This is a genomic window from Lentzea xinjiangensis (assembly GCF_900110955.1).
Lineage (GTDB): Bacteria > Actinomycetota > Actinomycetes > Mycobacteriales > Pseudonocardiaceae > Lentzea > Lentzea xinjiangensis.
Genome location: NZ_FOFR01000013.1, coordinates 87,307 through 100,932, shown reverse-complemented (window position 1 = coordinate 100,932; position 13,626 = coordinate 87,307). Strand labels below are relative to the sequence as shown.

Here is a 13,626-nt window from a genome sequence, read left to right as displayed (position 1 = left end):
CGCGGACAGACGTCGGCGTTCAGGTGGGTGGGAGGTCCACCGTCGACAGCATGTCCGCCTCGGCCAGGTACAGCCGGCCGAGGTCGGTGAGAAGCGTTCCCAGCTCCCGGTAGCGCGCCGCGCGCTCGACGTCGGGAATCAGGCCGCAGGTGCGCAACATATTCTGTGCGAGCAACTCGCCGAACTGTGGATAAGTCTTCACCACCTCACGCGAGAGCCGTTGAAGGGATATGCGCAGCAGGTCTTCGGTCAAGATTTCCGCGGCCATGGCAGGATCCCCTCGCTCTCGCGCCAGACGCCGTCGCAATCGCGGCACGTCGGCCAGATGTTCTTGTCGCGCCACAGGCTGACCTGGTGCGGCACAAAGGGATGGCCGCACAGTGTCTCCACGAGCTGCCCCCTGGTCAGCTCGTCGGGGATGGCGTGTCGCAGCCCCTCGTGGGGCGCCCAACGAAACTTCACACAATTATTGTGCGCCTTGGAGGTGCTCCAAGCTAACGCCCTTTGGGGTTGTGTTGTGGCCGAACGTTCCGGGGTGCGCGGAAATGCCGTTACCGTTCTCGCCATGCCGAAAAGATTCTCCACCGCAAGAGGTCGTGAGTTCGGGGAAGGCCTCCGCGCGGCCATCGCGGCCACGGGCATGACGTCGCGCGCCGTCGCCGAGCTCGTCGGCTGGAACGAGGCCAAGATCTCCGACCTCGTGAACGGGAAGGGCGGCGCGACGGAGCTGGAGCTGGCGCTGCTGCTGGGCACCTGCCGGACGCCACCGGAGGAGCGCGAGCACCTCCTCGCGCTGTTTCGCGCCACCAACGTCAAGGGGTGGCTTCAAGAGCACGGCGCCGCCGAGCCGATCCAGCCGCGCACGCTCGTCCGGCACGAGGCCACCGCGAAGACGCTCGTGAGCTGGCAGCCCTTGGTGGTGCACGGGTTGTTGCAGATCCCCGAGTACACGCGCGCTGTTGTCGAAGCGAACGCCAATGTTCCGGAAGACGAGGTGGAGGAACGCGTTGCGGCGCGCGCGGCGCGGAAGAAGGCACTCCAGCCGAGCCTGAAGGCGACGTTCTACCTCCACGAAACGGTGCTGAGGACACCGGTGGGCGGTGAGGAGGTGATGCGTGCACAACTGAAGCATTTGGCCCAGGTGTCGAGACGGACATATGTCGTCATCAGGGTGATTCCGACGTCGCTGGGTGCACACGCGGGGCACTCGGGTCCGTTCGTGTTGATGAGGTTCCACAACGTGGAGCCGGTGGTGTTCGTGGAGAGCGAGAACGCGAGTCTGATCATCGAGGCGCCGCTGCCGATCAAGAGCTACGACGCGGTGGTGGAATCACTCGCCCGGACGGCGTTGGACGAGGAACAATCCAGGAGGTTGATCGAGGACATCGCCGGGTGAGGAGACGTGTATGGCCGAGTGGCGCAAGAGCACGCACAGCGCGAACGCGAGTGACTGCGTCGAAGTCGCCACCGGCGTCGGGATCCGGGACAGCAAGGCGCCCGCCGCTCACATCGAGGTGGGCTCGGCCGCGTGGGCCGCGTTCCTCGCGAACGTCACCCGAGGGCGTCGGCGCACCGGTCGTTAACATCCGAACCATGAGCATGCCCGCAGCGATCGAAGCCGTCCGCGCCGCGTTCATCGGGCTCACGGCGGGGGAGTTCGACCTGCCGCCGCGCCAGGCGTTCGGCGGGAGCCGGTCGCTGGTGATGGCGGCGCACCACCGGCCGAGCGGGTCGACGGCGGTCAAGGTGGTCAGCATCGAGATCGAGCGGGACCCGGTCATCACCGGCACGCTCGTCTACTCGCACCCGGACGGGCAGTTCGTGACGGACGCGGTGCCGCTCACCACCCTGCGGACCGGCGCGGTCGTGGGGGTGGCGACGGACCTGCTGGCCGAGGAGGACGCCTCGCACCTCGCCCTGATCGGGGCCGGCGCCCAGGCCGCGGACCAGGTGCGGGCCGTGCACGCGGTGCGGCCGTTGAAGAAGCTCGTGGTGTTCAACCGGGACGCCGCAAAGGCCGAGGCGTTGCTGGCGGGGCTGGAGGACGAGCTGCCGGACACGGTCGTGGACATCGCGTCCGACGCCGACGAAGCGGTCCGGGAGGCGGACGTGGTGTGCTGCGCCACGGCGTCGACGATGCCCCTGTTCTCGGGCGACTCCCTCAAGGAACGGGTGCACGTCAACGCGATCGGGTCGTACCGGCCGGTGATGCGGGAGCTGCCGCAAGAACTGCTGGCGACCGCGGAAGTCGTGGTGGTGGACCAGGTCGAGGCGGCGCTGAGCGAGGCCGGGGAGATCATCCGGGCGGTGCACTCCGGGGTGCTGCGGCTGGAGTCGCTGGTGGAGCTCGGGGCGGCGCTGGACAACCCGCCGCTGCGGCAGGGCCGGACCGTGTTCAAGTCCGTAGGGGTGGCCGTGCAGGACTGGGCGGTCGCGAGGCTGCTCGCGTGACAGTGCGCTGGACGCGAACCCTTCCGCCGCGGGGGTTCACGTCCAGCGCGGTGCTTCTCCCGTCAGGCCTCGCGGCCGGCCGGGAGAAACGTCATACCTGCCACTTCTGGCTGGCGACGCCGAGGCAGTCCCAGATGTGGAGCCTGGTGCCGTCGGCCGAGGAGCCTCCGACGGTGTCCAGGCACTTGTTCGCCTGGGGGTTCACTATGTCCCTGGCACCTGTGACGACCCATTGCTGTGCGGCCGACCCGTTGCAGTCCCAGAGCTGGGCCACCGTGCCGTTCGCGACACCGCCACCGTTGACGTCCAGGCACTTGCCCAGCGCGCGGATGGTGCCGTCACCGGGACGGCTCCACTTCTGCGCGGCGTTGCCGTTGCAGCCCACGACCTGAACGGGCGTGCCGTTGGCGGTGTTCGCCCACGCCACGTCGACGCACTTGCCGCCGATACCGCGGATCTCCGTGCCGCCGGTGGGCGGCGGGTTGTCGTTGGAGACGCGGACCCAGTCGATCAGGAGCTGCTGCGGGAACGTGGTGCTGCCGTCCGGGTAGCCGGGCCACTCACCACCGACCGCGAGGTTGATGATGATGAAGAACGGCTTGTCGAACACCCACTGGCGGCCACCGAGGTCGGCGGGCGTCTTGCGGCCGTAGACCTGGCCGTCGACGGACCACACGATCTCACCCGGACGCCAGTCGACGGCGAAGTTGTGGAAGCCGTCGGAGAAGTTCGGGCCGTTGTACTGGTGCAGGAGGCCGCCCGAACCGCTGTAGCCGGGACCGTGGATGGTGCCGTACACGGTGTTCGTCTGGTGTCCCAGGAACTCCATGATGTCGATCTCACCGGAGTTCGGCCACGGGTTGCCGGTGTTGATGTCGGCGCCCAGCATCCAGAAGGCCGGCCAGATTCCCTTGCCGCGCGGCATCTTCATCCGCGCTTCGAACCGGCCGTAGGTGCTGGTGAACTTGCCCGCGGTGTTGATGCGGGCGGAGGTGTACTCGCAACGGCCGTACCAGCACTGGTAGTTGCCGGGGTTCTCGCGCTTGGCGGTGATCACGAGGTTGCCGTTGCCGTCGTGCGCAGCGTTGGAGGTACCGGCCTGGTACCACTGCGACTCTCGGTTGTTGCCGTTGTTGTTGCCCACTTCCATTTGCCACTTGCCACCGTCGACACCCGTGCCGGCGGGGGCGTTGAACTCGTCGGCCCAGATCACCGCCGCATTGGCAGGGGGAGCTTGGGTGGTGGTGGCGACGGTGATCCCCGCGGCCGCCATCAAGGCGGCGGCGAGGGCCGTCCCGATGCGTCGAGGCATCGAACCGACCTTTCCGGGTGTTGGTTGTGCGCCCAGTGGTTCGGAAGTGTTGTCATGCCGTGACCGGCGGTCAACGTGTAAACGTTTTCATCTTTTTGTCCTATGAGAGCGCTCTCAAGAGATCTAGCCGCTGACCAGCGGGTTCAGGGGCGGAAAAATCGTGTTGCACGCGGGAGGTGGGAGCTACAGGTTCAGACCATGGCTCGAGGGATGCTCTGGCTCGCGGCGGTCGCCTGCGGGGTCGCGGTCGGCAACGTCTACTTCCCGCAGGCGATCACCCCGCTGGTCGCCGAGGGGCTCCTGCTTGCTCCCGACCGGGCGGCGCTGGTGGTCACCGCCGCTCAGATCGGGTACGCGTGCGGGATCTTCCTGCTGGTGCCGCTGGGGGACCGGGTGCCGTACCGGCCGCTGATCGCCACGCTGTTCGCGGTCACCGGGCTGGGGCTCGCGGCCGCGGGTCTCGCGCCGTCGTTCGGGCCGCTGTTCGCCGCGGGCGTCGCGGCCGGCGTGGCCACGGTCGTCGCACCGGTCATCGGCCCGATGGTCGCCGGGATGGTGTCCCCCGAGAGGCGGGGCGTGGCGAGCGGGACCGTGCTCGCCGGCTCGATCGGCGGGATGCTGCTCGCCCGCACGGCCGGCGGGGTGCTCGGCGAGTGGCTGGGCTGGCGGGCGCCGTACCTGGTGGCCTCGGGGCTCTCGGTCGTGATGGCCGTGGCGCTGTGGCGGGCGCTGCCGCGCACCGAGCCGCACACCCGGCGGTCCTACCCGGGTCTCGTGCTGGAACCGTTGCGGCTGCTGCGGACCGAGCCCGAGCTGCGGCGGTCCTGCTGGTACCAGGCCACGATCTTCGGGGCGTTCAGCGCGGTGTGGGGCAGCGTCGCGTTGCTGCTCACCGGACCGCTCTACGGTCACGGCGCGCAGGCCGTGGGGCTGCTGGCGCTCGTCAACGCCGCGACGATGTTCGTGACGCCGCTCGCCGGCCGGATCGTCGACCGGCGCGGGCCGGACCCGGTGAACCTCGTGTGCGTACTCGCGGTGATCGGCTCAGCGGTCGTGCTGGCGGCCGGGGCCGCCGGTGGCCACGGCGGCCTGGTCGCGTTGGTGGCCGGCACGCTCGTGCTCGACGTGGCGATGCGGTGCGGGATGGTCGCGAACACGGTGCGCATGTACGCGTTGAGCGACACGCATCGCGGGCGCCTCAACACCGCCTACATGACGTGTGGTTATCTCGGCGGTGCGGTGGGGTCATGGCTGGGAGTTCAGGCCTACGCGCGGCTGGGCTGGCTCGGCGTGTGCGGGCTCGTCGTGCTGGCGGCCGGAGCCGCTCTGGCACGCCACCTGCGGCCGCGCGTCCGCGTTGACAACGCAAGCTAATCACATTAGCTTTTCGGTTATGGCTGTTCGCCCACGTCTCACCACCGCCAAGGTCGTGGACGCCGCACTGGACCTGGTCGACGAGCACGGCATCGAGGGGCTGACGCTCGCCGCCGTCGCCGCCCGCACCGGTGTGGCCACGCCGTCGCTGTACAAGCACGTCGCTAGCCTCGGTGAGCTGCGCGGGCACGTGGGCGCGCGGGTGCTGGAGGAGATGGCCGACCGGTTCACGAGTGCCGTGCTCGGGTTCGCGGGCGACGAGGCCGTCGCCGCGCTCATGCACGCGCATCGGGCGTACGTCAAAGAACACCCGAAGCGCTACGCGGCCATGCCGGTGGACCCGTTGCACGACGAACTCCAGGCACACGCGGGCCGGAAGCTGCTGGAGGTCATGCTCTCGACGTTGCGCGGCTACGGCCTGGAGGGCTCGGAGGCGGTCCACGCCACGCGACGGCTGCGGGTGATCGTGCACGGCTTCGCGTCGATCGAGGCCAGCGGCGGGTTCGGCCTGCCGGAAGGGCTCGACGAGACCTACGACCAGCTCGTCCGGATGTACCTCGACGACCTCGGGAGGACGAGGTGAGGCCGGCGCCCGGCGCCGCGGCCGCGTGCGGCTCAGCGCGGGGTGAGGCGGAAGACCCGCAGCTCGCGGCCCCCTGACCGCTCGACGTAGTCCTCGAACGCGGGCCACGCCGCCACCATCTTGCGCCAGGCCGCTTCCCGCTCGGCCCCGGCGAGCAGCTCCGCCCGCACGTCGCGGACCTCGCCGCGCACGTTCACCCGGACGTCGGGGTTCTTGAGCAGGTTCGCGGTCCACGCGGGGTGGTGCGGCTTGCCCCAGTTCGAACCGACGACGAGCATCGAGGCACCGTCGGCCACGTACTGGACCTGGTTCTCGCGCCGCGCACCGGACTTGGCGCCGACGGTGATCAGCGTCAGGCCGGTCTGCCCGCTGAACGAGACGAGGGTGACCCTGCCGCCGGTCAGCCTGTACAACAGCCGATCGACGCCGATCACGGCCTTCTGCTGCCACGGCATTCAGAGCGCTCCCGTCAACCTCGCCGCGTGGACGGCGGCGGTTCTGTTGTGCACCCCCAGCTTGCGCATCGCGCCCCGGAGGTAGGCCTTGACGGTCTCGGTGCTCAGCCCGAGCTCGGCGGCGATCTCCCGGTTCGATCCACCGACCGCGGCCAGCCGCAGCGCATCGAGCTCGCGCGGGGTCAGCCCCGTCGGCACGGCGATCGGGGACTCGCCACCGAGGTCCTGGTGCACCTTGCGGAGCCGCTCGCGCAGCACCGGATCGCCGACGAGCTTGGCGACCTCCGCGAGTTCGCGCAGAGCGGCTTGCGTGTGCAGTGAAGGCATGTCCAGGTCCCCCGCGAAGCCCTGTGCGATGACGCCGGCCGTCCTGATCGCCCGGTCGCCGACGGTCGACTGCCCGCGCACGGCACCGTAGAGCACGCCGCGCACGGTGCCGCGCACCGTCACCGGGTAGGCGAACACCGACGTCAGCCGTTCGTCGACGACCACCATCTGGTCGAACTCGTGCGTGATCGCGCGGGTCGCCGCGTAGTCGTTCACGCGGACCGCCGTGCCCATCGCGATCGCCGTGCCGCCCAGGCCGCGGCCGGTGCCGACCCGCAACCCGTGCAACGACGTGCCGTGCGTGCCGAAGAAGCTGCTCAGCACCAAGGGACGGCCGGGCGTGACGGCGCCGCCGAACACGACGGGCAGGCCGGTGGCCCGGCGGAGCATGTCGAGGCGTTGCGGCAGGAGCGCCTCGAAGCGGTCTGGCAGCACGCCGTGCAGTGTCGTCCACGCGAGCACCCTCGAAAAGGGGTGCACCCCCGTCCGGGGGTATCCCGGCGTCGCCCGTCCTCCCCACCCTCTGCACCAGCGAAGGAGGACATCGATGTCTGCTCACGACACCTACCGCGCCGCGCGCGATCTCATGCTCACCGACCCCGAGTCATTCCGCTGGCCGAGTTTCGCCGGCAGCTTCAACTGGGCGCACGACTGGTTCGACGTCATCGCCGAAGGCAACGGCACCACGGCGTTGCACATCGTGGAGGAGGACGGCTCCGGGCGCGCCTACTCCTACGACGAGATGCGCCGCCGGTCCAACCGCGTCGCGCGCTGGCTCGCGTCGCACGGCGTCGGCAGGGGCGACAGCGTGCTGATCATGCTCGGCAACCGCGTGGAGCTGTGGGAGTCGATGCTCGCGGTGATGAAGCTCGGCGCGGTGGTCATGCCGACCACCACCGCCCTCGGGTCCTCCGACCTCGCCGACCGGCTCGCGCGCGGCGCCGTGCGGCACGTCGTCGCACGCGCCGAGGACGCCCCCAAGTTCGAGGGCGTGCCCAAGGCGGAGGGCACCGTGCTGATCGCCGTCGGCGGCACGGCGGCGGGGTGGCTGGACTTCGCCGAGACGGCCGGCGTGCCGGACGGGCCGCTGCCGCACCCGCGGACCGGTCCCGGCGACAGGCTGCTGCTGTACTTCACCTCCGGCACGACCAGCCGCCCGAAGCTCGTCGAGCACACCCAGGTCTCGTACCCGGTCGGGCACCTCACGACGATGCGCTGGATCGGCGTGCGGCCGGGCGACGTGCACCTCAACATCAGCTCACCCGGCTGGGCCAAGCACGCCTGGAGCTGCTTCTTCGCGCCGTGGATCGCCGAGGCGACGATCTTCCTGCACAACTACACCCGGTTCGACGCCGCCGCGCTGCTCGGCCAGATCCGGGACAGGGGCGTCACGACGTTCTGCGCGCCGCCCACCGTCTGGCGCATGCTGATCAAGGCCGACCTCAGCGGCGGACCGGGCGCGCTGCGCGAGGTCGTTGCCGCCGGTGAGCCGCTCAACCCCGAGGTGGTCGACCAGGTCCGGCAGCAGTGGGGCCTCACGCTGCGGGACGGCTTCGGGCAGACCGAGACCACGCTGTCGGTCGGCAACGTGCCCGGCGCGGAGGTGAAACCCGGCTCGATGGGGCGGCCGTTGCAGGGCGTTCCGGTGGTGCTCGTCGACCCGATCACCGGTGAGCCGGCCGAGGAGGGCGAGATCTGCGTCGACCTCGCGGACCGGCCGATGTCGTTGATGGTCGGCTACTACGGCGACGAGGAGCGCAACGCCGAGGCGATGGCCGGCGGCTACTACCACACCGGTGACATCGCGAGCCGCGACGAGGACGGCTACCTGTTCTACATCGGCCGCACCGACGACGTCTTCAAGGCGTCGGACTACAAGATCTCGCCGTTCGAGCTGGAGAGCGTGCTGATCGAGCACCCGGCGGTGACGGAGGCCGCTGTCGTGCCCTCGCCGGACCCGCTGCGGCTCGCGGTGCCCAAGGCCTACGTGGCGCTGAGCGCGGGCTGGGAGCCGGACCGCGAGACGGCGCTGCAGATCCTGCGGCACGCCCGGGAGAACCTGGCGCCGTTCCAGCGGATCCGGCGGCTGGAGTTCATCGAGCTGCCCAAGACCGTGTCCGGCAAGATCCGCCGCGTCGACCTGCGCGTCCGCGAGGAGAACGGCGGCGGGCAGGCGGGGGAGTGGCGCGACGACCAGTTCCCCGAGCTGCGCCGCTAACGTGGGCTCCGCCGTCGCGACGACAGGAGCACCACATGATGCGCAAGATCGCGGGCCGCCCGGCCGTGATCACCGGAGCCGCGTCGGGAATCGGCCGCAGCCTCGCCCAGCGGCTGTCCCGGCTCGGCTCGCCGGTGGTCATCGCCGACGTCGACGCGGTGGGTCTCGGCGAGACCGCCGCGTCGCTGAGAGGCCCGGTGCTCAGCCGGGTCCTCGACGTGCGGGACGCGGAGGACGTGGGGCGGTTCGCCGCGGAGGTCCGGGCCTGGCTGGACCTGCCGCTCGCGGCGGTGTTCAACAACGCGGGCGTCGCCACCTCCACGACCGTGCTGAACTCCGTGCCGGAGGACGACTCCTGGCTGTTCGACATCAACTACTGGGGCGTGGTCAACGGGACGCGCGCGTTCCTGCCGCAGCTCGTCGAGCAGAACTACGGCGTGGTCGTGAACACCTCCAGCGTCTACGGACTGCTGGGCATCCCGAAGAACAGCGCTTACTGCGCCGCGAAGTTCGCCGTCCGCGGCTTCACCGACTCGCTGCGCCAGGAGCTGCGCGGCACGGGCGTCTCCGCCGTCACCGTGCACCCCGGCGGCATCAAGACCAACATCGTCCGCGCCAGGAGCTGCGCGGCACGGGCGTCTCCGCCGTCACCGTGCACCCCGGCGGCATCAAGACCAACATCGTCCGCAACGCCCGCATCCACACCGATCCCGACGGGAAGGGCCGCTCGCTGGAGCAGCTCGCCGCGGACTTCGACAAGATCGCGCTCACCACCGCGGACAGGGCGGCCGAGATCATCCACCGCGGCGTCGAGCGGGGCAAGGCGCGGATCCTGGTCGGACCGGACGCCTACGTGTTCGACGCGCTCGCGCGCATCGCCCCGACGCACTACTTCAGCGTGATGGCACGGTTCTTCGAGCGGTGAGGCATGATCCACGCCATGGTTCCCTCGGAGGTGGTGCGGCGGACCGAGCAGTGGTTCGTCCGGCAGGGTGCGCCGACCATGATCGAGGGCTACGGCTTCCGCTCGCACGTGCTGCCGCGGATGCTGCCCGCGCTGGCGTTCGTGGCGGCCGGCAGCCTCGCGTGGCTCGTGCTGCAGCAGTCGTCCGGGCTGTCGCGGTGGGTGCTGCTCGGGGTGGTCGTCGCGGTGACGGTGTTCGCGTGGGTGCTGCTCTCGGTGTTCGTGCGGCGGATGCCGAGCTTCTCGCCGCGCGCGACGGTGCTGGTGCTCGTGCTCTACGCGGCGATGCCGGTGATCACGCCGTTGGTGCAGTTCGCCATCGACAACCGGGTCACCGCGCCGGCGGGTGACCCGGCACCCGGTTCGGTGTGGGGCGCCCTGGTGTGGTTCGCCATCTTCTTCGGGCTCGCGTTCGTGGCCACCATGCTGGCCACCACCTACGGGCTGGGCGCGTTGCTGAAAGCCGCTATCCGGCACACGATCCAAGACCTGCGCAACAGCGTGCACCTGCTCGGCAGGGCGTTGCCGCCGATGCTGTTCGTGACGCTGTTCCTGTTCTTCACCGGCGAGCTGTGGCAGGCGATGGACCGGCTGAGGTGGCCGCGGGTCAGCCTGATCGTGCTGCTGTTCGCCGCGATCACCGTGCTCGCCGCGGCCGCCCGGCTGCGCGACGAGATCGGCAGGGTCGAGCAGGACCTGCGGCCGGAGGTGCTGGCGCTCGCCTGCAAGGGCACGCCCCTGTCCGGTGTGGAGATCGCGGAACCGTTGCAGGCCAAGAAGCTCAACGGCCGGCAGTTGCGCAACCTGCTGGTGGTGCTCGCGATCCGCCAGCTCGTGCAGGCGGCGGTGGTGGGGCTCGCGCTGTTCTCGTTCTTCGTCGTGCTGGGACTGATCGTGGTCACGCCGGAGGTCGCCGAGCAGTGGATCGGGTCGCCGGCGAAGGAGTCGGTGGTCCCCGGTGTGCCGTCGGCGATGCTGCGCAACGCGACGCTGTTCGCCGCGTTCGGCAGCATGTACTTCGCGGTCATCTCGATGAGCGACGCCGAGCACCGCCGCCAGTTCTTCGCTCCCGTGATCGAGAAGGTCGAGCGGACGCTGGAGGTCCGCGCGGTGTACCTGGCCGTCAGAGAACGGATCGCGGCCTGAGCGTCGCGTCGCGGCTCGGCGTCGTGCCGAACTGGCGGCGGTACTCGCGGCTGAACTGCGACGGGCTGTCGTAGCCGACGCGGTGGCTCACGCCGGTCACGTCCCGGCTGGTCGCGAGCAGCAACCGGGCTTCCTGCAACCGGATCTGCTTCTGGAACTGGATCGGGCTCATCGCGGTGACGGCCTGGAAGTTGCGGTAGAACGCCGACTCGCTCATGCCCGCGACCCGCGCGACGTTCTCCACCTTGAACGACTCGGCGTAGTTCTCCCGGATCCACCGCACGGCCCTGGAGATGTGGCTCAGCCCGCTGTCCCGCACCCCGAGCTGGCGGACGGCGGCGCCCTGCTCGCCGGTCATCACCCGCCACAGGATCTCCTGCTTGACCAGCGGGGCGAGCGCCCGTGCGTCCCGCGGGCTGTCCAGCAGCCGCGCGAGCCTCGTCACGGCGTCGGCCAGCTCCGGGGTGGCGTCGCTGACGGCCAGGCCCTCCGGGGTGCGGGTCTCCCTCGGCAGGTCGTTGCGCAGCACCAGTTCGGCGACCTGGTCCGGACGCAGGACCAGGCCGATGCCGAGCGCGGGCTCCGCCGGGCTGACGTCCACGTAGTTGCCGGTGATCGGCAGGTCGACCGAGGCCACCAGGTACTGCCCGGCCCGGTAGTCGTGGACGCGGTCGCCCAGCGCGATGCGTTTGCGGCCCTGGGCGACGAACGCGAGGATCGTGCCGGTCATCGACGGCACCGGCGGACCGCCCGCGGTCGTCCTGGAGACCAGGACGTCCTCGATGGGCGTGGTCAGGTCGGGCCGGGCGTGCTTGGCGAGCAACGCGCGCAGTTCATCCACGCCGTCGATGTTCTCCGTTCGCAGGATGATCGGGCAAGCTCGTGGAGGTCACCCTCGCGAGCGCGTCGCGCGCAACGACGTGAGGAGCCGCAGCCGGTCGGCGTCCGCGCTGCCCTCCTCCGCGGTGTAGATCAGCATGACCGGTCCCGGGTTGCCCGGCAGGGGGTAGGTGTCCCAGTCCAGGGTGATGTCGCCCACCTCGGGGACGTGGAAGGTCTTCGTACCGCTGACCGACTCGCGCACGTCGTGCCGGGCCCACAGCCGGCGGAACTCGGCGCTGCGGATGCTCAGCTCACCGACGATCGCGGTGGCCCGCGGGTGGGTGGGGTCCGCGGCGACGGCGGTGCGCATCATGCCGATGTAGTCCAAGGCCTGCTGCTCCCAGTGCGGGCAGCTCCGCTCGGGGGTGAGCGCGTCGCCGAACATCAGCAGCAGCATGTTGAGGCGGTCGGGCGAGTAGTCCTCCGGTGAGCCGAGCAGTGCCTCGGCCGCCGGGTTCCAGTCGAGCAGGTCGAGGTGCCTGCCGAGCACGAGCGCGGGGGTGTCCATCACCCGCAGCAGCCGCCGGGTGCTGTCCGGCACGCGTTCGGGGGCGCGGTTCACCCGCGCGGGCACCGGCCGCCGGGCGGCGCGGGCCAGCGTGAACAGGTGCCGGCGCTCTCCGTCGTCGAGGCCGAGCGCCCCGGCGATCGCGTCCAGCACGTCGTCGGACGGGCGCACGTCCCGGCCCTGCTCCACCCGCTGGTAGTAGTCGGTGCTCAGCCCGGCCAGCAGCGCGAGCTCCTCGCGCCGCAGCCCGCTGACCTTGCGCCGGCCGCCCGGCTCGAGTCCCACGTCGTGCGGGCGCAGCCGGCCGCGGCGGGCGCGCAGGAACTCCCCGAGCTCACGTGCGTGCGGATGAGGGCTGTCCATGTCACCAGTGTGCCGTCGCGCCGGTGGCCGAAGGTAGGTCTGCCAGACCTGGGCAACCGGGAACGACCGAGTTCCCGCCGAGCGCTCCTAGCGTCGCCGACGACACCCCCGACACGCCCCAGGAGCCACAGATGACGGCATGGACCACCGACCTCATCCCGGACCAGAACGGCCGAGTCGCCGTCGTGACCGGCGCGAACTCCGGCCTCGGCCTCGTCACCGCCACCGAGCTGGCCCGCCGCGGCGCGCACGTCGTGCTGGCCGTGCGCAACACCGCCGCGGGCGAGGAGGCCGCCCGCGGCATGGCGGGCTCCACCGAGGTGCGCGAGCTGGACCTCGCGTCCCTCGCCTCCGTGCGCGCCTTCGCCGCGGGCCTGGCCGCCGACCACCCGGCGGTCGACCTGCTCGTCAACAACGCCGGCGTGGTGCTGCTCGGGCCTCGCCGCACCTCCGCCGACGGCTTCGAGCTCCAGCTCGGCACCAACCTGCTGGGCCACTTCGCGCTGACCGGCCTGCTGCTGGACGCCCTCACCGCGGCGGGCGGGGCGAGGGTGGTCAACCTCAGCTCGATCACCCACAGGGGAGCCCACCTGGACTTCGACGACCTGATGTTCGAACGCGGCTACCGGGCCGCCACCGCCTACGGCCGGTCGAAGCTCGCCACCACCGTGTTCGGCCTGGAGCTCGACCGCAGGCTGCGCGCCGCCGGGTCACCGGTCATCAGCACCCTGGCCCACCCCGGTGTCACCCGCACCAACCTGACCCCGCGCGCCTGGGAGCACCGCGGCCGGCTCGGAGAGGTGATCGCGCGGGCCGGCCTGCTCGCGACCCAGCCCGTGGAGCAGGGCGCGCTGCCGCAGCTGCGCGCGGCGACCGATCCCGGGCTGCGCGGCGGCGAGTTCTTCGGCCCAGCCGGGCTGGGGGAGATCCGCGGCCGGGTCGCCGAGGCCCGGCTCAGCCGGGAAGCGGCCGATCCGGAAGTCGGCAGGCGGCTTTGGGGTGCGGCGGAGAGGTTGACCGGGGTGAGTTATCTCTGATCCGTC

At 70.8% G+C, this 13,626-nt stretch carries 16 protein-coding genes; 9 read left to right on the top strand and 7 right to left on the bottom strand.

The window, feature by feature from the left end; translation table 11 throughout:
• Positions 1–19: 19 nt before the first annotated feature.
• Both BMW88_RS25770 and BMW88_RS25765 read right to left on the bottom strand, forming a co-directional pair.
• Positions 20–268: a hypothetical protein gene (locus tag BMW88_RS25770; protein WP_089954945.1), complete on the bottom strand. Its 249-nt coding sequence runs from the start codon at positions 266–268 to the stop codon at positions 20–22.
• On the bottom strand, positions 250–462 hold the full coding sequence (locus tag BMW88_RS25765) for an HC3 family zinc finger protein (protein ID WP_089954942.1): 213 nt from the start codon (positions 460–462) through the stop codon (positions 250–252). The genes BMW88_RS25770 and BMW88_RS25765 overlap by 19 nt, the downstream gene beginning before the upstream one ends.
• A 103-nt stretch (positions 463–565) precedes the next feature.
• Here BMW88_RS25765 and BMW88_RS25760 point away from each other — a divergent pair, with 103 nt between their 5' ends.
• The 3 genes from BMW88_RS25760 to BMW88_RS25750 are packed head-to-tail and all read left to right on the top strand — an operon-like array spanning position 566 to position 2,451.
• Positions 566–1,396, top strand: a complete 831-nt coding sequence (locus tag BMW88_RS25760) for a helix-turn-helix domain-containing protein (RefSeq protein ID WP_177221310.1) — start codon at positions 566–568, stop codon at positions 1,394–1,396.
• A gap of 10 nt (positions 1,397–1,406) precedes the next feature.
• Positions 1,407–1,583 (top strand): DUF397 domain-containing protein, encoded by a 177-nt coding sequence (locus BMW88_RS25755; protein WP_089954938.1) that lies wholly within the window; start codon positions 1,407–1,409, stop codon positions 1,581–1,583.
• Positions 1,584–1,593: 10 nt separating this feature from the next.
• Positions 1,594–2,451, top strand: coding sequence for an ornithine cyclodeaminase family protein (locus BMW88_RS25750; protein WP_089954936.1), 858 nt, complete (start codon positions 1,594–1,596; stop codon positions 2,449–2,451).
• A 91-nt stretch (positions 2,452–2,542) separates the two neighbouring features.
• Here the strand turns inward: BMW88_RS25750 and BMW88_RS25745 are convergent, their stop codons facing one another.
• Entirely contained in the window at positions 2,543–3,763 is a 1,221-nt protein-coding gene (locus BMW88_RS25745; protein ID WP_089954934.1) for a glycoside hydrolase family 16 protein, read from the bottom strand.
• 198 nt (positions 3,764–3,961) lie between these two features.
• Between BMW88_RS25745 and BMW88_RS25740 the strand changes: the two genes are divergently transcribed.
• Positions 3,962–5,137 carry an MFS transporter gene (locus BMW88_RS25740; protein ID WP_089954932.1) on the top strand — a complete coding sequence of 392 codons (1,176 nt, stop codon included), beginning with the start codon at positions 3,962–3,964 and terminating at the stop codon, positions 5,135–5,137.
• A 19-nt stretch (positions 5,138–5,156) separates the two neighbouring features.
• Positions 5,157–5,720 carry a TetR/AcrR family transcriptional regulator gene (locus BMW88_RS25735; RefSeq protein ID WP_089954930.1) on the top strand — a complete coding sequence of 188 codons (564 nt, stop codon included), beginning with the start codon at positions 5,157–5,159 and terminating at the stop codon, positions 5,718–5,720.
• A gap of 32 nt (positions 5,721–5,752) precedes the next feature.
• Here the strand turns inward: BMW88_RS25735 and BMW88_RS25730 are convergent, their stop codons facing one another.
• Positions 5,753–6,175, bottom strand: coding sequence for a nitroreductase family deazaflavin-dependent oxidoreductase (locus BMW88_RS25730; protein WP_089954927.1), 423 nt, complete (start codon positions 6,173–6,175; stop codon positions 5,753–5,755).
• Positions 6,176–6,937 (bottom strand): helix-turn-helix transcriptional regulator, encoded by a 762-nt coding sequence (locus BMW88_RS25725; RefSeq protein WP_218148210.1) that lies wholly within the window; start codon positions 6,935–6,937, stop codon positions 6,176–6,178.
• A gap of 112 nt (positions 6,938–7,049) precedes the next feature.
• Here BMW88_RS25725 and BMW88_RS25720 point away from each other — a divergent pair, with 112 nt between their 5' ends.
• Genes BMW88_RS25720 through BMW88_RS25710 form a run of 3 tightly spaced genes read left to right on the top strand, consistent with a single transcriptional unit; the run spans position 7,050 to position 10,830 of the window.
• Positions 7,050–8,720 carry an AMP-binding protein gene (locus tag BMW88_RS25720; protein WP_089954924.1) on the top strand — a complete coding sequence of 557 codons (1,671 nt, stop codon included), beginning with the start codon at positions 7,050–7,052 and terminating at the stop codon, positions 8,718–8,720.
• Between the two features lie 35 nt (positions 8,721–8,755).
• Positions 8,756–9,622: an SDR family oxidoreductase gene (locus BMW88_RS25715; protein ID WP_245778048.1), complete on the top strand. Its 867-nt coding sequence runs from the start codon at positions 8,756–8,758 to the stop codon at positions 9,620–9,622.
• 38 nt (positions 9,623–9,660) lie between these two features.
• Positions 9,661–10,830 (top strand): hypothetical protein, encoded by a 1,170-nt coding sequence (locus BMW88_RS25710; protein WP_143116240.1) that lies wholly within the window; start codon positions 9,661–9,663, stop codon positions 10,828–10,830.
• Here BMW88_RS25710 and BMW88_RS25705 read toward each other — a convergent pair.
• Both BMW88_RS25705 and BMW88_RS25700 read right to left on the bottom strand, forming a co-directional pair.
• Complete coding sequence (locus BMW88_RS25705) at positions 10,808–11,671, bottom strand: AraC family transcriptional regulator (RefSeq protein ID WP_218148209.1); 864 nt, start codon at positions 11,669–11,671, stop codon at positions 10,808–10,810. The two genes, BMW88_RS25710 and BMW88_RS25705, sit on opposite strands and share 23 nt — an antisense overlap.
• 48 nt (positions 11,672–11,719) lie before the next feature.
• Positions 11,720–12,583: a helix-turn-helix transcriptional regulator gene (locus tag BMW88_RS25700; RefSeq protein WP_089954917.1), complete on the bottom strand. Its 864-nt coding sequence runs from the start codon at positions 12,581–12,583 to the stop codon at positions 11,720–11,722.
• A gap of 131 nt (positions 12,584–12,714) precedes the next feature.
• On the opposite strand from BMW88_RS25700, the gene BMW88_RS25695 reads away from it, so the two are divergent.
• A complete protein-coding gene (locus BMW88_RS25695; RefSeq protein WP_089954916.1) occupies positions 12,715–13,620 on the top strand; it encodes an oxidoreductase in 906 nt (301 codons plus the stop codon).
• Positions 13,621–13,626 lie beyond the last annotated feature (6 nt).